This is a genomic window from Paenibacillus sp. KACC 21273 (assembly GCF_028736095.1).
In the GTDB taxonomy this organism is placed as follows: Bacteria; Bacillota; Bacilli; order Paenibacillales; family Paenibacillaceae; genus Saccharibacillus; species Saccharibacillus kyungheensis.
The window spans coordinates 4,401,512-4,423,357 of sequence record NZ_CP117876.1 but is presented as its reverse complement, the minus strand read 5'-3'; the positions used below and the strand labels follow the sequence as shown (position 1 = coordinate 4,423,357).

Genomic DNA, 21,846 nt, shown 5'->3' with positions numbered 1-21,846 from the left:
CTGTCTACAATACTATTCCCAAAAGTGCAGAATGATTGCAACAATACCCCTGACAATTTCGCAAAATTTCAGTACAATCAATATAGGCACAAATATCAATAGCATAGGAACAACTATTTTTAATATTAAAGGGGATATTTAGGATGCAATTGAGAACGGTTACAGAGAACTTGGAACAATACAATACGGAGAAGATGAACCAACTACTTGTGGAAATGTATGGACAAGAACAAGTACAGTATCAGTTGGAGCGCTATCAACAACTTATGAACAACTATCATCAACAATTTGGAGATGGCAATATTCAATTATTCAGTTCTCCAGGTAGAAGTGAAATTGGTGGTAATCATACAGACCATAACTACGGTAAAGTATTGGCAACAAGTATCAATCTAGATACGATCAGTGCCGCTGTACCTGTAGATGAACCTTATATTACGATTGTGTCTGAAGGCTATAAAGATGTATACAAAATCCATACTTCTGAATTAGAGCCTGTAGAAGGCGAAGGCGGTACATTAGCGCTTATTCGCGGAATCGTTGCTGGCTTTGTTCAATGGGGATTACGTGTAGGCGGATTCAATGCTTATGTATCTACCAATGTATTAGCAGCTTCCGGGCTTAGTTCTTCAGCTTCTTTTGAAATGTTAATCACTAGCATCCTAAATACGTTCTACAATAACAGTCAAGTTGATATCGTAAATATGGCTCGAATTGGACAATATGCTGAAAATAAATTCTGGAACAAACCATCTGGATTATTAGATCAAATGGCTTGTGCGCATGGCGGATTAATCGCAATCGATTTTATCAATCCAAAAGAACCTGCGATTCAACATGTACCGTATGATTTCAATGCACAAGGGTATGAAATGGTCATTGTGAACACAGGAGGCAACCATGCCGATCTGACTGCTGACTATGCTGCGGTACCGGAAGAAATGAAGGCGGTTGCGGAAGCGCTGGGTCATGAAGTGTGTCGTCAGATTACGCTGGAAGAAGTATACAGCAATCTAGCAAGCCTTCGTGAACAAACAGGCGATCGTGCTATATTGCGTGCACTGCATTTCTTAGAAGAAAATGATCGTGTGGATGAGCAAGTGAAAGCACTACAATCGAACGAATGGGATCATTTCTTAGAGTTGATCACCGGCTCTGGTAATTCATCATGGAAATGGCTTCAAAACGTATATCAAGATTCTCATACCCGTGAGCAAAGTATTTCGATCGCTTTGGCAATCACTGAGATTTTCTTGAAGCAAAAGCAAGCAGGCGCTTGTCGTGTACATGGTGGCGGATTTGCAGGTGTCATTTTGACTATTTTGCCAAAAACATTAGTTAGTGAATATACAGCATTGATCGAAAAAACGTTAGGCACCTCTACGTATATCATCAATGTACGTCAACATGGATCCATCTGCTTGAACAACCACCTCAATTAAAGAATACATTTTTGTAACATCTATTTTAGAATCATCTACCTGATATTTTACAAACCAATCACTGAAAAAAAGCCTGCTTCTACACCGTCAAATTAACATTGACCGTAGAAGCAGGCTTTTTATATCACGCAATTATAGATACGTTTACCAGCCGACGCGGATAATCAATCCTTTTGGATCACCCACTTCAAGATAGGAAGCTTGTTGATTGTAATCATCATAAGCAAATCCATATGCTAAGCGGTTGATACTGTGATCATGCCAGAACTTCGCGTAGTAATTAGCAGGTGCAGCTTTGTAATATTGAGCAGGATTATTCCAATTGGCTTGGTTGTCATACACATGTCGATTGATCGCTGAACATGTACCTGAATCCTCTGCCAGTCGACCATTACATAGTAGGATCTCCTGCGTGCTGTAATTGCTGTATCCAGCAAAATAATTAGCTTGCGTACCATTTACCCCGAATGCGCCATGAATCGGTGCTACGATACGATACGGAGCTTGTACATCGGCAAGAGATTGGAAGGCAGCCGGAACTTCACTCCGATACTTACTAAATAGACCTGCACGTGTCTCGGATTCCAATTCACCTACTGTTTGATCATAATTACCTGCACGATTGACAAGGCGGTGTTGTAAAGGAAATCCAAAACCATCTACACGAGTAGTATTTCCATGATATCCTGTACCGTCTACAGTAAATTCAACAAAGTCAAAATAGATATTACGGTTCGGATCAGCTGTATTATTAATATCAGGCCCTGCGAATCCATCATCATATGTTTTGATATAACATGGAGAGCCTACGCAGATAAACATCCGCCCAGAATCAATTTTGGGCATACTCACCCAGTTGATCTGACTGATCGTGCTATAAATGTTAGCGTAATTCACTCCGTTCTTGGTTAAATGCCCTGTCGCATTATTGAGAGCCGTCGAGATCGGTTTCAATTGACCGTTGTTATCAAGATAACTCCATTGTTTGGTGGCAGGATTAATTCCTAGAATCCCCCAATAGATCTGATTATCAGCATAAGCACCTTTGGTACCATTTAATAATTTGAAAGATAATGCTCCACTCCCTGTAGCGTTTGGTATAGATGACGCTGGGATACTGTAGATCGAATTGTCACCTGTTCCAGGATTGGGAGGTGGGGTTGAGCCTGTTGTGACTGTATAGCTAAATTTCGATGTGTCATAAGCGGCTGTTCCATTATTGTACGTAAATGAATATTGAATCACCTGACCGGATGATACACTGGCGACATTTTGTACATAACGTTTAGATCCACTGTCATAGGTCATTCGTAGATTTTGCAGATTACCCGAGTTCACCGAGTAGTGCACATCGACCCAGGAAGTATTTACGTTGGAAGAGAACCAGATAGTGGCTGTTGTCCCGGATGTAGTAACCCCTTGAGTATAATCTGCTGCCGATACCGAAGATGATGCTGGTGGAAAAAGACTGCTGACAAGAACAAGCATAGATAAAAGCAAGAAGTAACCCATTTTCTTCATACACATATCCTCCTATTCAAATTGTATGCGATTCCACGTTCGCTTTTAATTATTTCAATATATGGTAATAAATACAATACAAAAAGCATGTGTAATTCTCCTGTGTATTTCTATGCTAAGATTTCTTAAATTAAAGAAATTTTTATTTGCTTTTTTGTTCAATAACAGCTAAAGTTTTATACTTGAGCGTCTAAATAGACCGGAATTTATGTTCATTTTAGAGTGAATTTATGTTCACTGCATAATCTGGAAATGTTCGGCAAAAGTTAAACGATATGTACTATATCTAGTATGTCAAGAAAATTATTTTTTTATAAATGATTATCGCGATGTATGTAAAATACGTGTTCAAAGAAGTGCCCGTTTTACTTGATATTTTGAAAAAATAGACCGTTTTTAAGGCATGTTTGGGCCGAGATGTAGACCTTCAGTTCCTATTGACAACACTATATATAGCGTATATCTTTGATAAAGCCTTCTATATATTGCGGTTATGATGTTTGAGCAGGTAATATATAGGTTATAGCTAATTATACGTGCTAGAGTAGATAACACTTATATGATATTAGATCATTGTTATCTGTATTTATATAGTGATTGAACGGATGAACAGTACTACATATTGAACCGAGAAGGAGATGTCACAACCATGCTAATTGCTTATGATTCCAAAACAGGCAATGTAAAACGATTTATCAACAAATTAAAATTACCTGCTGTACAAGCTGTACAGATTGATGAGGCGCTGACGTTGGATGAACCTTTTGTACTGGTAACGTACACAACTGGATTTGGTCAGATTCCTGATAAGGTAGTTCATTTTTTGGAGAGAAATCACAATCGCCTGATCGGAGTTGCAGCAAGTGGCAATCGTAATTGGGGAGACAAATTCGCTCGGAGTGCTGATCTAATCTCAGAACGTTATAATGTACCGGTTGTGTACAAGTTCGAATTAGCAGGTACAACAGGAGACGCACAACGATTTCAACAGGAGGTAGATAAAATTGCGGCATATTGAATTGAACAACTTACTGATGCAACGGGACGAGAGTGGATTTTTCCGTTTGGATAAAGATAAAGAAGCAGTTGTAGAATATATGGAAGAGGTAGCTCGTAAAAGTATCAACTTCCCGGACACCAAAACCAAAGTACGTTATATGATCGATAACGATTATTATGAAGATATGTACAAAAACTATACTTCTCAAGATGTAGAAGAAGTATATGCGATTACACACAGTTATGATTTCCAATTTCCATCTTATATGGCGGCTTCCAAGTTCTACACAGATTATGCAGTGAAAACGAATGACCGTAGTCAATACTTGGAACATTATGCGGATCGTGTCGCAGTCGTGGCGCTTCACTTGGGACGCGGGGATGCGGATAATGCCAAAACTCTTGCCAAATCCATGATGGAACAACGTCTACAACCAGCAACACCAACATTTTTGAATGCAGGTAAAAGTCGTCGTGGTGAAATGGTCTCTTGTTTCTTGTTAGAAATGGATGACTCTTTGAACTCGATTAACCATGTACTAAACACTTGTATGCAATTATCGAAAATTGGTGGCGGTGTAGCGGTTAACTTGTCCAAACTTCGTGGACGCGGTGAGCCGATCAAAGGTGTTGAAGGTGCAGCAAAAGGAATTATGCCTGTATTGAAACTGATGGAAGATGCTTTCTCCTATGCAGATCAAATGGGTCAACGTAAAGGTTCTGGGGCAGCGTATTACAACATTTTCGGCTGGGACGTTATGGAGTTCTTGGATAGCAAAAAAATCAATGCAGATGAGCGTACACGCCTCAAAACATTGTCAATCGGTCTTGTTGTACCGAATCGCTTTTACGAATTAGCAGCAGATAATGAACTATTGCATGTATTCGCACCTTACAGTGTATACAAAGCGTATGGTAAATATCTGGATGATCTAGATATCGATGAAATGTACGATACATTGCTTGCTGATGATCGTGTCAAAAAGAAAGCAATCATGAGTGCTCGTGATATGCTAACCAAAATCGCAAGTGTACAATTAGAATCCGGTTATCCGTATATTATGAACAAAAGTAATGCGAATAACGGTCATGCACTAAAAGATATCGGATCGATTCGTATGTCTAACTTGTGTACAGAAATTTTCCAATTACAAGAAACATCTGAGATTACTGATTATGGTCAAGATGATGTTATTCGTCGCGATATTAGCTGTAACTTGGGTTCACTTAATATGGTAAACGTCATGGAACTTGGCAAAATTCGTGAATCCGTTCATGAAGGAATTATGGGTCTAACATCGGTTAGTGATATGACAGATATCGCTAATGCACCGGGTGTAGCCAAAGCAAACCGTGAAATGCACTCTGTGGGTCTTGGTGTTATGAACTTGCATGGTTACCTTGCTAAAAACAAAATTGCGTATGAAAGTGACGAAGCAAGAGACTTTGTTCGTACTTTCTTTATGATGATGAATTTCTACTCATTAGAGAAAAGTATGGAAATTGCTCGTGATCGTCAAACGACTTTTGCTGATTTTGAAAAATCAGAATATGCAAAAGGAACGTACTTTGATCGTTATTTAGAAATTGATTATCGTCCAGCAACAACACGTGCAAGCGATTTGTTCGGCGATATGTATATCCCAACACCAGCAGACTGGCAAAACCTGAAAGCTGATGTAATGAAACATGGTCTATATCATGCTTACCGTTTGGCAATTGCGCCAACAGCAAGTATTTCATATATCCAAAATGCAACATCTAGCGTAATGCCGATTGTAGAACAAATTGAGACTCGTACGTATGCGAACTCAACGACTTACTATCCAATGCCATATATGCAACAGGATAACTATTTCTACTACAAATCTGCTTACCAAATGAATCAATTTAAAGTATTGGATCTGATTGCTGAAATCCAAAATCATGTCGATCAAGGAATTTCAACAGTACTTCATGTAGGTAGCGATGTAACGACTCGTCAATTGGCTCGTTATTACCTGTATGCAGCACACAAAGGTCTAAAATCACTTTACTATACACGTACCAAATTGCTTAGCGTAGAAGAGTGTATTACTTGCTCGGTATAATCTTTTTCGGTAGTTGATTATAAAATAATATCTATAGTTATGCAGTATACAAGAAAGCCTTTTTAGGCTTTTTTGTATGCTTTACGTGCTTGGCAATATTAGCACGATCGGATTCAAATGAACCATGATTTTTGCCCGGTATCATATCTTTCAGCAAGCGCTTGGCGATATGTAGGCTGTACCGTTTGAGTACATACTTGTGTTCTTTTACCAAAGTGCAATAAGTAGTATCCAATGTTTAAAAGGAGGAATTTTAACTTATGACTGGACCTATCAAAGCTGTGAACTGGAACCGTCCTGATGATGATTTCACAATGATGTTCTGGAATCAAAATATTATGCAATTTTGGACGGATGATGAAATTCCATTGTCTGATGATAAAATGTCATGGATTCAATTGAGTGACATCGAACGTGATACGTATATGAAAGTGCTTGGAGGACTTACTCTACTTGATACGATTCAAGGTGGCGTAGGTATGCCGAAAGTATTGGAACACGTCGAAGGGATGCAACGTAAAGCAGTATTAGGCTTTATGGCGATGATGGAGCAGATTCATGCGAAATCATACAGCAGTATCTTCACAACATTGTCTTCTACAGAAGAGATCGATAAGATTTTCCAATGGGTGGAAGACAATCCACGTCTACAGACCAAAGCAGAAACGATCCGTCAGTACTATTTGAATATTAATTCGCCAAAAGAACTATTTTTAGCTATGGCGGCTTCTGTATTACTTGAAAGCTATTTGTTCTACAGTGGATTTTTCTATCCGCTTTATCTAGCTGGACAAGGTAAAATGACGTGTAGCGGTGAGATTATTGATTTGATTTTACGTGATGAAAGTATTCACGGTGTGTATGTAGGGGTACTTGCACAAGAAATCTACAATGATCTTGAAGAAGACGAGCAAAAAGACGTTTACGAAATCTTAGAAGGTCTACTGACATATCTTCATGCGAATGAAGAGAAGTATACAGAAGAGATTTATGATCCAATCGGTCTAACTGAAGATGTAAAAGTCTTCCTTCGTTATAATGCAAACAAAGCGTTTATGAATTTGGGCTTTGATCCTGTATTTGCTGAAGAAGAAGTAAATCCGATTGTATTCAACGGGATCAGCACACATACGAAACAACATGACTTTTTCTCGAAAAAAGGAAATGGATATGTGCGTGCGATGAACGTTGAGCGTTTGACTGATGATGATTTTAAATTTGATTTTTAAAATAGCTTTCTTGAGAAACCGCTATGGGAAAGAAATCATTCGGTCGGTCGCTGAGTAAGATCGGATTTTTTTAAACGACTGCGTTGCAGTCAAAATCCGATTCTTACAAGGCGAACGCTTCGCTCCTTTCGAATTGATTTCTTTCCCTTCGCTCAGGCGGGGGAGTTGGGAAAGCAATGATTTTAAAAGATTAGATTAGATTTGGTGTGGTAGCAGGTTGGGATGGTTTGGGAGATACCTGATCTATAGATAGGGATAATAGAGAGATAAATATAGATTATATATGAGTTCAAAAGGGTGAAGTAAAGGGTGTTTTTCTGTGTGTTAAGCAGAAAGGCAGCCTTTTTTCGGTTTTAATTGTTTTATGGTATGGTTTGGCTGTTGATATTTTGATCTGTTTGTTTGATTATTGGGATATTATGTGTTGGGATGATGTGGGTAAGAGAATAAGGATGTATAAGAGAGTAGAATAGAAGTGTGGAAAAATATATAGAGAATAGATATTAGAAAAGAGGAAAAAGGGATGGAACAGCTTTTTTCTAAAAAGCAGGTAGATGATTTTATTCGTCAGCATTCGTTGACATTGCTTATGCTCAAAACGCAGAATTGCAGCGTTTGTGAAGCAGTTCAACCGCAGGCGGAACGTTTGTTAGAAGGGTATGAGCATATTGTGGGTGGGTTTGTGTATATGGAGGATGTGCCTGAATTGGCAGGAGAGTATATGATTTTTACTTCACCGGTATTGTTGTTACTGATGGAAGGCAAAGAGGTATATCGGGCGGCTCGCTTTATTGTATTTGAAGAATTGGCGAACCAGATCAATCGGTATCATGAATTTATGCAATCGTAAATCCTATAATCGGGTAATGCTTGTTAAAGGAGATGTTAGATATGGGTATTACAGGCGTTTATTATGAGGAACATAAAAATTTAGAAGATATTTTGGAGGGAAATGTACAACCACCCACGCTGGATATTGATAAAACATGGAGTCTGATTGTAGATATGTTCCCGGATATTCCTTTGGTTCCGGTAGGGGAGCAATATAAAGTTGACAGTCAGGCGACTGAATATGGTTCTTTTTATTTACCTGCGGACAAGGTAGCTGAAATTGCAGCGCAAATTCCTGAATTGAAACAACCTGAGAATCTAACCAAACGGATTGATTTTGAAAAGTGGAAAAACATTCCCGAGATGGACATAGAGCAGTTGGATGAACGGGCAATGATTATGTTAGCTTTTCCGATGCAAAGTGATGAGACTTATGAAGAATTAGTAGATGGTTACTTGCTTCCTCATCTGGAATCGGTATTTGAACTTTTTGAAAAAGCATTTGCCAATCAAAGTGGTTTGGTATTTATGATTATGTAATAACAAATGTCTAATAATCCAATAAACCTATCGCTAGTCGGGTAGGTTTATTTTTAGTTGTATAGAATCTACATATTTAAGGAAAACTTTATATTTAGCCTACTTTTATTTTTAACAATCTTCTTTATGATTTTGAGATCACAGATCAAGATCAAGGAGGATATGATAATGAAAAAATGGATGGTTTTACTTGTCGTTTTGTTAGGTATTGTACTGTTAGTCACTCGCTATTTGCCGGATTCTTTCGATTACAAAATAGGTCGAGGATTTGCACATGACCGGGTCATTGATGATAAAGACGAGGTGGCAGGTAAAAATGAAATATTAGTCGATGTGAGCAAAAGTCAGATTTATCAAGGGGATCTACTATTAATTAATAAAGATTATCCATTAGTGGATGGGAATGAAGCGCAGGATATTGTTAAGCTTGTTGATTATTCTACTTTTGCAAGCCAGATTGTTTTATTGGATCGATCTTTGTCATTGTCTCAAGATGTAGCAGAGCGATTTCTAACAATGGTGCAAGAAGCTAACTTAGAAGGAGTCAGTCATTTTATGGCAAGTAGTGGATATCGAACGAATCAAGAACAAGATAATTTGTATGATGAGAAAGGATCAGAATACGCTATGCCAGCCGGATATAGCGAACATAATTTGGGACTTGCTCTGGATGTTGGTTCTACACAAAGTGGTATTGAGAAATCAGAGGAAGGCGTCTGGCTGCGCGACAATGCGTGGAAGTATGGATTCATTCTCCGTTATCCGAAAAACAAAGAAAAGATTACAAGTATCAAATACGAACCCTGGCATTTCCGCTATATTGGATTACCTCATAGTGCTATTATGGAAGAACATGATATGGTATTAGAAGAGTATTTTGAAGCGTTAAGAGATGAACCGTTGTCTATAACGATAGAAGGTCAGCATTATAATGTTCGGTATCATCCTATGCTCAATGATAAAAAAATCGCTGTTCCTGCCGATGGTGACTATACAATCTCAGGTAACAATGTAGATGGAGTGATTGTTACCGAAAGGCATCGATAATGACCAGATTGTGCGTGCTATGCTTACATGAACCATGATGTATATGTAGTACTGGGTTAACGATTCTAATCTAGTATAATCAAATTGTGGTAACCTATTATATTTGTTCGGGAGATGTACAATCACTATGACAACGATACTAATCGCAGATGATGAAGAAGCCATTGCCGATTTATTGGAATTGCATTTACAAAAAGAAGGATATCAATGTATCAAAGTAACCGATGGTGCAGAAGCGGTACGAGTCATTTTAACCCGTTCGATTGATCTGGCTATTCTCGATATTATGATGCCCCGTATGGATGGTTATGAAGCAGCACGAACGATTAGAGAAACCCATCATATTCCGATTATCTTTTTAAGTGCTAAATCTTCTGATCTTGATAAGATTACAGGTCTAGTGACTGGTGCTGATGATTATGTGACCAAACCATTTAATCCGATGGAATTAGTAGCGCGGGTTAACGCACAATTGCGACGTGCCAATCAATTTAATACTGCCGGGGGAGCACATAATACGTCTATTTTGAATACAGGGGTATTGGTCATTAATCCAGAACAACGAACTGTATCTGTCTATGATCAGCCTGTAGAATTAACACCTAAAGAATTTGATATTTTGTATTTACTTGTGAGTCATCCCAAAAAAGTATTCAGTTCAGAACATATTTTTGAGTCTGTTTGGAAAGAAAGTTATTACGAAGGAAGTAATACAGTGATGGTACATATCCGTACATTGCGAAAAAAACTGGAAGAAGACAAGCTCAAAACCAAATTGATTAAAACTGTCTGGGGCGTGGGGTATACGTATAATGGCTAAGCAGGTTCGAAGCTTTCGTTTTAATATGATGATGTTGTTTGGACTTAGTATGTTGTTGTCAGGCATAGTCACTTATATTTTATATCGTTTATTGCAATGGTTTTATTCTACGACTAAATTTGAAGATGTATGGACGAAATATCGTTATTTTATTCGCGAGATTGGAGATCTAAATTTCTTTTTAATCTTTTTTATTCCACTGTCCTTTTTCTTTTTCTTTTTGCTAACCAAAAGATATGCGTTGTATTTTAAAGAGATTACAAGCGGAATCCACCAACTGGCGAATGCTGATTTCGATATTGATCTCCAGATACAGTCTAAAGACGAATTTGAAGAGATTGCTCGTGATATTAATCTAGCCAGCCACAAATTACAGCAAGCGATGATTCGGGGCGATTTTGCTGAAAATTCCAAAGAACAATTAGTGCTTAATCTAGCACATGATCTGCGTACACCGCTTACGTCGGTACTTGGTTATTTGGATTTTATTTTAAAAGGAAAAGACGAACTGACTGAAGAACAAATGATACATTATGCTGGTGTTGCTTATAATAAATCTCAGCGGTTGGAAAAATTGATCGAAGAATTATTTGATATTGCTCGTATGAATTATGGTACAGTTTCTCTTAAAAAGTCATGGTTAGATGTAAATGAACTTCTCCATCAATTGACCGAGGAATTGTACCCTGTATTGGAGAAAAAGCATTTAATTAGCCGTATCACCACTACACCATCAATGACCATTTATGCAGATGGAGAACAACTGGCTCGTGCTATTGAAAATTTGCTCACCAATGCTATTCGTTATGGGGAAGATGGACATTATATAGATGTGAATAGTTATCTAGAAGCAGAAGAGATCGTCATTCAGATTATCAATTACGGCAGTCGTATTTTGCCAGAAGAATTGCCTCATATTTTTGAAATGTTATATACCGGAGACAAAGCACGAACTCAGAAAGATGGAGGTTCGGGTATCGGTTTGTTTATTGCCAAAAATATTGTAGAGCATCATAAAGGAACCATTACCGTTCAAAGCGATCTTATTCGCACCTGTTTTGAAATTCGTTTACCCGATCAGGCTCAGAATATAGATGTATCATAAGAAAAATATTCTACAGTGGTTAGACGCTTATCGCTTGTGATACCGTTAGATATACAATGTATCGCAATCCAAAAGAAGTCACGATTCCTTTGATTAACCGAAGGAGCAGTGACTTCTTTTTTATTTAGGCAGTAGCAGCTCTAAAAAATAATTGACAATCTGTATTAACTGTACTAATAATAGTAGTACAGTTAATACAGAGAGGAGGCTCTTTATGTTCGAATTGGATGTACGTAGTCGGAAGCCAATCTATGAGCAGTTGATGGATAAAATCAAAGAGATGATTATGTATGGCATATTGAAGCCTGAAGAACAATTACCTTCAGTGCGTTCACTTTCCACTCAATTAACGGTTAATCCAAATACGATTCAGAAAGCGTATCGAGAGTTGGAGCGAGAAGGCTATATTTATTCTCAGCCAGGTAAAGGAAGCTTTGTTTCACCACAGCAACAACAACCGACCCAAGAACAGCAAGAAGATATGCGCGAGCGATTATTAAAATTGTTTGCAGAAGCAATCTATCTCGGATTTACCAGAGAAGACTTAATCAAATTGTATAAACAAGCGATGCAAGAACATGAAAGGGGGCATCATCATGATTGAAGTTAAAGGACTCACCAAATACTTTGATGGTGAAAAAGCAGTAGATGATTTGTCGTTACACGTACATAAAGGTTCGATTTTTGGCTTACTCGGTTCCAATGGAGCAGGTAAAACGACATTGCTCAAAACGATCGCAGGCATTTACCGTGCAGATCAAGGACAGATTACTTTAGAAGGACAAGCTGTATATGAGCAACCACAGATCAAAAATCGAATGATTTTTTTAGCCGATCAGCCTTACTTTTTCCCGCAAACCTCTATTAAGCAAATGGCTTCTTTTTATCGGTCTGTCTATCCTCAGTGGAGTCAAGAACGTTTTCAACAGTTAGCTCCAGCATTCGCAAGTATTGATATGAAGCGTAAATTACACCGTTTATCTAAAGGAATGCAGCGCCAAGCCTCTATGTGGTTAGCTTTGAGTTGTAGACCGGATGTATTGATCTTGGATGAACCGATAGATGGACTAGATCCTGTAATGAGACGACAAGTCAAAAATTTGCTGTTTCAAGAAAGTGCTGAACGCGAAATGACCGTCATTATTTCGTCGCATAATCTGCGTGAAATCGAAGACCTGTGTGATCATGTAGGCATTATGCACAAAGGCAAATTGTTAGTGGAAAAAGAACTGGACGATCTCAAAGCCGATACGCACAAAATACAAGTCGCTTTCCGGGATGAGCGTCATGAACATGCCATCTCCAGTCTACTGGATGTGGTGTATAAGGAAGAACGAGGTAGCGTAGGTATTTATATCATCAAAGGCGAGATCGAGCGTATCAAAGAAGTATTCAACGTCTATACGCCATACGTATTTGATATTTTGCCGATGACACTAGAAGAAATCTTTATTTACGAAATGGGGGACGCCGGTTATGATGTTCAACCGATTCTTCTTTAATCGAGGGTTATGGAATCATACCTTAAAGCAAAGTGCTTGGCTTGGAATATTGTATTTGTTAGTTCTTTTGTTATCTATACTCATCTCTTTAAATATGCTGAATGATTCGTATAAGAATCAACGTTTTCATTTTGTTGTTAGTTACTTTGCTGAAGTAGGCGCTGGTTGGCCCAATATGGCAATGCTTATTATATCCATCCTTATGGGTCTATTGCTAACAAGATATATGCAAAATAAAGCTTCAGTTGATTTTTTTCATAGCCTTCCTTTAAAGAGAGTTCATTTATTAACAACTCATTTTGCAGTAGGAGTTATAGCATTAACGATTCCACTATGGATCATAGCTATAATAGCAGCAATATTAAGCAGACAGTTTGAGTATGTTGATTTTACAGCCATGCAAGTTTTAGAATGGACGATAGCTACAAATGTGCTTAGCCTTTTGTTATTTAGCCTTACTGTATTTGTAGGCATTTGTATCGGACAAACGATATTACAGGGTATAGTTGTTGCTATTTTATTAACACTTACTGTAGCTATTCCTAAAGTGTGGAATAAACATTTAGATATTTATTTATTTGGATATTCGTCTCGGAATCAACAGAACTTGAATGAAGATTGGTCTCCACTTTTCAATATTATGAATGCATCTGCCAAAATAATTACAACATTAGAAACATGTTTATATCTTTTGATAGCTATTATATTAATCGTATTAAGTTATCTGTTTTATAAAATACGTGCTACTGAAAAGACAACTCATGCTGTCACATTCACATATTTTAATCCTTTATTTAGAGTGGGAGTTATGTTTTGTGGTGCCTTATTTGCAGGTGCTTTATCTGTATCGTTTCTGAATGATTGGACACCTATTGCTTATATTGTAGGAGCTATTGTAGCTTACACTATAGCAGAAATGATCATACGTAAAAGCTGGAATATATACCATATGGGATTTGTTAAAGGAATGTTAGGTCATGGTGTTGTGGTCGCTTTGCTTTTGTATATTCCAGTTTCGAATTATGTACATTATGAAGCTGAGATACCAAGTGCAGAAGAGATTGCTGGAGTCTATGAAGGTGGTAATCTTTCTTATTATTTGTTTGAAAATGAAGGATATGTAACGTTTCCAAGAGTCATACGTCCAGGAGTCCTTTCTTCAGATCCTAATTATATTCAGCTTGTTCGTAATCTCCATATGCAAATTGAACAAATACGTCCTAAAGTTGATAAACTGCAACAATTTACATCAGATTATAAGTCAGTAGATATTGGATATAAGCTAAAAGATGGAAGCTTAATCGTACGCTCTTACCAAGTACCTTCTAATGCTCCTGAATATCAATATTATCTAGCAAAAATACAACAATCACCATCATATAAGATTGCAGTTTACAATCTTCCATCTTTAGATCATGTAAGTAAACCGATTGAAATTGTAAACCGAGATCGAGAAGAGCATAAAATTCAAGTTTCAAATAAAAAAGATATTAAAGAATTAATTCAATTAATAAAAAAAGAAAAATTAGCAATTGATAATCCAGATGCAAGTTTACCTTATAGTAGTCTTTATTTTTCTATTGAATCTGATCTAATCAGTTATAAAATTTCTCAATACTATGATTGGAATGCTTCTTACAAACCTTTAGCAATTTGGCTTAAAAAGAAAGGATACTGGGATCAGATTATTACGAAACCAGAAGACTTGAATGCTATAATTGTTGTTAGAGATCATCGGACAAAAACTGAGAAAGATACAACAAGTGAGCAGAGTTTATTTACAGACTCGTATAAGACAGATAAAGAATTTGTTGCAAAAGATAAAAAAATGATGGGAATATTACTTGATGCTAGTGAAAATATTTTTGACTATAATAATGCTTCTTACTATTTAAAACTAAAATTTAAAGATGGTACGATAACTTATCGTCATCTAGTTCAATCACAAGTCACATCTGAACTAAGTAAAGTATTACCTGAATAATTTATTTATCTAAAGCATCGATATAATCAGATTCAACAGAAATGTTGTTTCCGATTATGTCGATGCTTTTTTATTATCAAAGTATTAGGACACAATTATTCAATTATTATTTTTTACTTGTCGTACTAATCAATTTACCTCTTTTTAAACATCTGTTCATATAAAGTTCAAAATCCCTCGATATAATCAACAATGTAAACGTGATGTTAACGGAATGTAAAACATGGATCTCATGGATAGCAGATCAAGAAGAAAGGGGATGAATAAATGTATTATCCAAATTTGGATTTGAAATATCGGCATGAACTCAAGCATTACGTGAATTACCATCAGTATTTTACGATTCGACAACGGCTACGTCCGCTGATGACACAAGATGCGAATTCCAATGAAGCTGGAGAATATCTGATTCGAAGTCTGTATTTTGATGATATCAATAATACGGCATTGCATGAGAAATTAGGCGGTGTGCGAGATCGTGTGAAGTACCGGATTCGTATTTACAATGGCGAAGATAAGATTATTCATTTTGAAAAGAAAATTAAAATGAACGATTATATTGCCAAAGTCAAAGAATCGATTACCCGTGACATGTACGATGAGATTCTAAAAGGCAATTATGAAGTGCTCAACTTACCTCACAAACCTTTACTGTATGAGATTTATCATGCGGCTAACAATGTTTTATTGCGTCCACAAGTGATTGTAGATTATGTACGGGAAGCTTATACCTCTAAGCTAGGCAATGTCCGTATTACGTTTGATAAATATATGAAAACAGGTCTGAACAATCACGATATATTTGATCCGAATTTAGCAATGGTCGATGCGATTGATCATAAATTTTTTGTGCTTGAAGTGAAATTTGATGAATATTTGCCGGATTATATCAAAACAGCATTACAACTCGAAGGATTAGTTCGTCAATCCAATTCCAAATACGTTATCTGCCGTAAACTCGGTAAAGAAAATTCCTGGGAGGATCAATAACATATGGCAACAACGACACCAGTCGCAGCCGCGGCAAATGCAACAACAACTGACGCAACAACCAATTTTTCAGATATCGTCAAAAATTCTGTACTGGAAAGCTTCACTTCTGATATCAGTATCACTCATATTTTGCTCACGATGGGGATCGCTTTTTTGGTGGGGCTATTTATCTACTTCCTGTACAAACGTGTATTTAGCGGAGTGCTGTATTCCAAAAGCTTCAATATCTCACTGATCGGCATGACGCTAGTGACTTCTATGGTGATTATTGCGATTAACTCCAACTTGATTCTGTCTCTAGGTATGGTTGGTGCACTTAGTATTGTTCGTTTTAGAACACCGATTAAAGACCCAACCGATTTGATTTTCTTATTCTGGGCAGCAGCGGCAGGGATTGTTACCGGAGCAGGTTTTTATAGTTTGGCGATTATCGGTTCTGTGATTGTAGGGTTGGTGATGTTCTTATTCATCAAAGGATCTTCTTTCGAAACGCCGTATCTATTGGTCGTAAACGCTCAAGGAGACGATGCAGAGAAACAAGTAAACAGCAAGCTGAACTCACTGGTAAAACGCCACACAGTTAGACAAAAAACAATTACAGCAGACAATATTGAATTGACGCTAGAAGTACGTATCAAAAACAATGAGCCTACATTTGTAAATGAAATTTCTAATATTGCAGGTGTAAAAAATGCTGTGTTGATTAGCTACAACGGTGATTACGTTTCATAATAGAAGCGAATAGACATGGCTGAAATTGATCGAAATGAAAGCTCATAGAAATCCTTTGCACAAGTCAATATACCGATTTATGCAAAGGTTTTTTATTTTAAAATTGGTGGTGATAAAGTGAAGTGGATATTAAAAGTGGTTCTGGCAGGTACACTATGTCTTGTGGCTATTATACCGTGGGCATCAACGCAAGAAGCTCATGCAGGCACAGTGACAGAACAAAGTGCACAAGATACGAATGTATTTGTAGAAGATAAAGTGGTCGATGTCAAAATAACGCTTCCTGATTCGGATTTTCAAGATATGTTAGATCAAGCGTCTGATGAAGAATACCACTCGGCAACAGTGGATTATAACGGCAAAACAATCACAAATGTAGGTATCCGTACAAAAGGTAATCTTTCCTTACGCAGTGTTGTACAGATGGATGATTCGGATCGGTATAGCTTTAAGCTGAGTTTTGATGAATACATTTCCGGACAAAATCTATACGGCTTAGACAAAATTAATCTGAACAACAACTATAGTGATGCTTCTTATATGCGTGAATTTTTAGCGTATGAAATGTCTGAAATGTTAGGGCTCCCTACACCTAAGCACTCCTTTGTGCGTATCTATGTTAATGGTACATATAAAGGATTATATCTGGCTGTAGAGCAAGTAGACGACCAATTTATAGAGACTCATTATGAAGATACAACAGGCACATTATACAAAGGTCTGATGACAGGTAGCGGTAGTGATCTACAGTGGATTGATGATGATGCAGATTCGTATACAGGTCTTGATGTGAAGTCAGAAAGTCAGGACAAAGACGCGTTAATTAATATGCTGGATAAGCTGAATCATGATAGTAAAACGCCATATACGGATTATCTTGATGTAGATAGTATCCTTGAATATCTGACGTTAAATGTGGTGACCAACAATACAGATAGTTACATTGGTGGCAATAAGCAGAACTATTATCTGTACGAACATGGTGGCGTATTTTCTATGATTCCATGGGATTATAACATGGCATTCGGCGGAATGGGTGGTATGGGAGGAGGCATGGGCGGCGGTGGCTTCGGCGGTCGTGGTGGTGAAAATGCTAATACTAATTCAGATACCAACACGACAAAAGCAACAACAGAGCCAACAACCAACCAGCCTCAATCCAATACAGCCAATACTAACGCAACAGATACCAAGCCTACTGCCCAAACGACTGATACAACTGGAAATGCGAATACAGCAAATAAAGCAAGTTCTACATCTTTGATGATTGATGAGCCTACATCAGGAGCTTTAGCAGAGCGTCCATTGGTTGCCAAATTATTAGCAGTCGATGAATACAAACAAAAATATCATACGATGATCCAGAATGTACTCACTCATTTTTTAGCAAATGATATTTTTACAGCAAAAGTGAATGCATTAAATGATATGATCGCAGCCGATGTGAAAAGCGATCCTACTTCTTTCTATACGTATGAAGAATATCAAGCAGGTGTGAAATCATTAATCGCTTGGAATCAGACCAATATCGCAAATATACAAGGACAACTAGATGGGACGATTGCTTCATCAGGTGATGGTTCTGGAAATGGCGGTATGGGCGGTGGAATGGGAATGGGTGGCGGACAACGTGGTCAACGACCTGAAGGAGCTCCAACAGGCGGTGATAATGATAGAAATGGCGGAATGATGGCTCCACCTGATGGTGTCGGTGGTGGAATGGGCGGAGGCCCGGGTGGAGGATTTGGAGAACCGATAACACCTACTATTGATACAGCCGCACAGGCGAAATATACAGCAATAAGTATAGGCATTCTGGTGTTAGCGATAGGCATTGTACTATGGTTCCGTCGCCGACGAGTCTAAACCGCATATTATATGTCACCAATGAAATATAAGTGTAAAAAGGATAAAGTCTTATGACTCTATCCTTTTTTTGTTATTTGACATAAACATATCGAACTCACGTCAACAGCAGGTCTGATTATTGCACAAACACCACTGTATATTGAATATCCACTGATGATCATTCCATGTATGATGCTAATGTAAGCGCTTCACTATTAAAAATGAGGAAGAAGGGGTATATTTGAATCGATCATTTTCGTATCGTCCATGGATATCGCTTGTGCTTATAATGGTTATGTTATTTGCTGGATTGCCTTTGAACCGCTCTATCGCAGCTGAAGATCAAGAACAACCGACTAATCCTTCTTATCTAGGAACAATCGAACAAGAAGAACAGACACCTACTGTAATCAATAATACGTATGGCAATGAGCCTGTTATAGTCTCGAATCCAACTGTATATCTGGCAGGAGATTCTACTGTACAGACTTATGCAACATCCAAACAACCGCAAGCAGGATGGGGGCAAATGATAGACCGTTATTTGGACGACAAAGTGAAGATTAGCAATCAAGCGATAGGTGGACGTAGTTCCCGTTCTTTTATCGAACAAGGTAGATTAGATACGATCTTGAACCAGATTCAACCTGGCGATTATCTGATGATCCAGTTCGGTCACAATGATGCCGATACGAAGCCAGAGCGCTACACACCTGTACCTGATTACAAAGTATACCTCAAGCAGTATATTGATGGTGCTCTTGCTCATGGAGCCACTCCGATTCTTGTTACTCCTGTAGGTCGCAGAGATTTTAATACGACAACAGGGCAATTCAATATCAGTTTCCCCAATTATGTAACAGCGATGAAAGAAGTCGCTACTCAGACCCATACACCTTTAATCGATCTTAGCGCTCGCAGTGTTGCTTATTATAATTCGATCGGTGCTGAAGCATCCAAAAAAGTCTTTTTACATGTCCCTTCAGGTGTGTATCCTAATTTTCCAGATGGAGTGGTAGATAACACTCATTTTCAAGAATACGGAGCTATTCAGATCGCAAGACTGGTAGCAGAAGGAATCGCTGATCTGAATCTTCCTTTAGCACAACATGTACAGAATCTAACGATGACTGAAGATGCTACTGTTGCTTCCGGTCAACGTGCTATGGAAAAGTTGAATCGTGGACTGGTTGCTGTGAAAAGCAAAAATGGGATCTATGTAGGTTGGAGAATGTTAGGGCTTGATCCAGACGGGATCGCATTTAATGTATACCGTGACGGTGTGCTGGTAAATAGTCAACCGATTACAGGCGCTACCAATCTGCTGGATTCTCAAGGAACAGACAAATCAGTCTATACATTATTTACAGTGCAAAATGGTAAAGAAACATCAGTAGCTACTCCTGTATCTGTATGGCAACAGCAATACAAATCAGTTCCTTTGCAAAAGCCTGCTGACGGTGTCACCAAAGACGGAGTATCGTATACGTATAGTGCAAATGATGCTAGTGTAGGCGATCTGGATGGAGATGGAGAGTACGAAATTGTACTGTTGTGGTCACCTTCTAATGCCAAAGATAATTCACAATCTGGATATACAGGCATTGTATATCTGGATGCATATAAGTTAAATGGTACTCGTTTATGGCGGATCAATATGGGGCCTAATATTCGTGCAGGTGCTCATTATTCTCCATTTGTAGTCTATGATCTGGATGGGGATGGAAAGTCTGAAGTGGCTTTGCGCACAGCAGACGGCACGATTGATGGACAAGGCAAAGTTATTGGCGATATCAAAGCAGACTATCGCAATAGTGCTGGATATGTACTCACAGGTCCCGAGTTTTTGACGGTATTTCAAGGAGCCACAGGAGCGGCACTAGACACCGTTAATTATGACCCGCCTCGTGGAACAGTAGCTTCATGGGGAGATAATTATGGCAATCGGGTCGATCGGTTTCTAGCAGGAGTTGCTTATTTGGACGGGCAACATCCAAGCTTTGTAATGACCCGAGGATATTACACACGTACTGTTCTGGTAGCTTATGATTTTCGAGAAGGCAAAATCGTCAAGCGCTGGACATACGATACCAATGTAGGCAATCAGACTACGTATACAGCTCAAGGTAATCATGCGCTGAATGTAGCAGATGTCGATGGAGATGGCAAAGACGAGATTAATTTTGGTTCTATTTCGATCGATGATAATGGAACCCCACGTTATACTACAGGGCTTGGACATGGTGACGCTCAGCACTTAGGTGATCTGAATCCGAATCGAGCAGGGCTTGAAGTATTCGGAGTGCATGAGCATAAAGATTCTCCATACGGTATGGAAGTTCATGATGCAAATACCGGACAAATTCTATGGGGAGTCAAAACAGGGATTGATACAGGACGTGGTATGTCAGCAGATATCGATCCTCGTTTTCCCGGAGAAGAAGTGTGGGCAGCTACCATTACTAATGCCCAACATGTTCCAATCACCGGATTGTACAGTATTACAGGTGAATTAATTAGCAAAACTATTCCTTCATCGACCAATTTTGGTATCTGGTGGGATGGCGATCTATTACGAGAATTGTTAGATGATAATCGGATCGATAAATGGGATTATACTAACAGCACGACGACCAATCTATTTATAGCAACAGGCAGTAGTTCTAACAACGGAACCAAAGCGACACCAGCGCTACAAGCAGATCTGTATGGAGACTGGCGTGAAGAAGTGGTTTTGCGTTCCAATGATAATAGTGAATTACGTATCTATACGACGACAGATATAACCGATTATCGGTTGCGTACCTTAATGCATGATCCGGTGTATCGTTTGTCTGTCGCATGGCAAAATGCAGGATACAATCAACCACCACATCCAGGTTTTCATATAGGAGTAGGGATGAAGCAACCTCAAGCACCTGATATTTATTATGTACAATAAATAAAATACACCTCATGCTCTAACGTGAATATATCCTCATATCAAACAATTAAATAAAACAAATACAAAAGGCTATTGACGTTAATACGTCAGTAGTCTTTTTGTTGTTAACAAGCGATCACACCAGTAATCATAAAGTGAATATTTGTGCTATTACAAAGTGTACTCAAATCCGATATAAATATTATGTAAATAATAGGTAATCGTAACAATGTAATATGC

General features: G+C 38.2%; 17 protein-coding genes. 16 read left to right on the top strand and 1 reads right to left on the bottom strand.

The window, feature by feature from the left end; translation table 11 throughout:
- The first annotated feature begins 143 nt into the window (after window positions 1-143).
- Window positions 144-1,442 (top strand): galactokinase, encoded by a 1,299-nt coding sequence (locus PQ460_RS19375; RefSeq protein ID WP_274170826.1) that lies wholly within the window; start codon window positions 144-146, stop codon window positions 1,440-1,442.
- Window positions 1,443-1,586: 144 nt separating this feature from the next.
- Here PQ460_RS19375 and PQ460_RS19370 read toward each other — a convergent pair whose 3' ends face one another.
- On the bottom strand, window positions 1,587-2,963 hold the full coding sequence (locus tag PQ460_RS19370) for a glycoside hydrolase family 64 protein (RefSeq protein WP_307296124.1): 1,377 nt from the start codon (window positions 2,961-2,963) through the stop codon (window positions 1,587-1,589).
- Window positions 2,964-3,612: 649 nt separating this feature from the next.
- Here PQ460_RS19370 and nrdI point away from each other — a divergent pair.
- From nrdI to PQ460_RS19295, 15 genes are all read left to right on the top strand, one after another.
- A complete protein-coding gene (gene nrdI, locus PQ460_RS19365) occupies window positions 3,613-3,981 on the top strand; it encodes a class Ib ribonucleoside-diphosphate reductase assembly flavoprotein NrdI (protein WP_273615056.1) in 369 nt (122 codons plus the stop codon).
- A complete protein-coding gene (gene nrdE / locus PQ460_RS19360) occupies window positions 3,968-6,052 on the top strand; it encodes a class 1b ribonucleoside-diphosphate reductase subunit alpha (protein ID WP_274170824.1) in 2,085 nt (694 codons plus the stop codon). Before nrdI ends, nrdE begins: the two co-directional genes overlap by 14 nt.
- A gap of 260 nt (window positions 6,053-6,312) precedes the next feature.
- Complete coding sequence (gene nrdF / locus PQ460_RS19355) at window positions 6,313-7,281, top strand: class 1b ribonucleoside-diphosphate reductase subunit beta (protein WP_273615058.1); 969 nt, start codon at window positions 6,313-6,315, stop codon at window positions 7,279-7,281.
- Between the two features lie 523 nt (window positions 7,282-7,804).
- Window positions 7,805-8,131, top strand: coding sequence for a thioredoxin family protein (locus PQ460_RS19350; protein ID WP_274170823.1), 327 nt, complete (start codon window positions 7,805-7,807; stop codon window positions 8,129-8,131).
- A gap of 41 nt (window positions 8,132-8,172) precedes the next feature.
- Window positions 8,173-8,652 carry a hypothetical protein gene (locus PQ460_RS19345; protein WP_274170822.1) on the top strand — a complete coding sequence of 160 codons (480 nt, stop codon included), beginning with the start codon at window positions 8,173-8,175 and terminating at the stop codon, window positions 8,650-8,652.
- A 168-nt stretch (window positions 8,653-8,820) separates the two neighbouring features.
- Window positions 8,821-9,699 (top strand): M15 family metallopeptidase, encoded by an 879-nt coding sequence (locus PQ460_RS19340; protein WP_274170821.1) that lies wholly within the window; start codon window positions 8,821-8,823, stop codon window positions 9,697-9,699.
- A 121-nt stretch (window positions 9,700-9,820) separates the two neighbouring features.
- The gene (locus PQ460_RS19335; RefSeq protein ID WP_274172974.1) at window positions 9,821-10,519 is read left to right on the top strand and encodes a response regulator transcription factor; all 699 of its coding nucleotides are present in this window, start codon (window positions 9,821-9,823) and stop codon (window positions 10,517-10,519) included.
- Window positions 10,512-11,624: a sensor histidine kinase gene (locus PQ460_RS19330; protein WP_274170820.1), complete on the top strand. Its 1,113-nt coding sequence runs from the start codon at window positions 10,512-10,514 to the stop codon at window positions 11,622-11,624. Before PQ460_RS19335 ends, PQ460_RS19330 begins: the two co-directional genes overlap by 8 nt.
- A 214-nt stretch (window positions 11,625-11,838) precedes the next feature.
- Window positions 11,839-12,228, top strand: a complete 390-nt coding sequence (locus PQ460_RS19325; RefSeq protein WP_274170819.1) for a GntR family transcriptional regulator — start codon at window positions 11,839-11,841, stop codon at window positions 12,226-12,228.
- Entirely contained in the window at window positions 12,221-13,126 is a 906-nt protein-coding gene (locus PQ460_RS19320) for an ABC transporter ATP-binding protein (RefSeq protein ID WP_274170818.1), read from the top strand. Before PQ460_RS19325 ends, PQ460_RS19320 begins: the two co-directional genes overlap by 8 nt.
- Window positions 13,101-15,110 (top strand): hypothetical protein, encoded by a 2,010-nt coding sequence (locus PQ460_RS19315; protein WP_274170817.1) that lies wholly within the window; start codon window positions 13,101-13,103, stop codon window positions 15,108-15,110. Before PQ460_RS19320 ends, PQ460_RS19315 begins: the two co-directional genes overlap by 26 nt.
- A gap of 267 nt (window positions 15,111-15,377) precedes the next feature.
- Window positions 15,378-16,100 (top strand): polyphosphate polymerase domain-containing protein, encoded by a 723-nt coding sequence (locus PQ460_RS19310; protein WP_273615066.1) that lies wholly within the window; start codon window positions 15,378-15,380, stop codon window positions 16,098-16,100.
- Window positions 16,101-16,103: 3 nt separating this feature from the next.
- On the top strand, window positions 16,104-16,835 hold the full coding sequence (locus tag PQ460_RS19305; protein ID WP_273615067.1) for a DUF4956 domain-containing protein: 732 nt from the start codon (window positions 16,104-16,106) through the stop codon (window positions 16,833-16,835).
- Between the two features lie 117 nt (window positions 16,836-16,952).
- On the top strand, window positions 16,953-18,701 hold the full coding sequence (locus PQ460_RS19300) for a CotH kinase family protein (protein WP_274170816.1): 1,749 nt from the start codon (window positions 16,953-16,955) through the stop codon (window positions 18,699-18,701).
- 223 nt (window positions 18,702-18,924) lie between these two features.
- Window positions 18,925-21,624: a rhamnogalacturonan lyase family protein gene (locus PQ460_RS19295; protein WP_274170815.1), complete on the top strand. Its 2,700-nt coding sequence runs from the start codon at window positions 18,925-18,927 to the stop codon at window positions 21,622-21,624.
- Window positions 21,625-21,846: the final 222 nt, after the last annotated feature.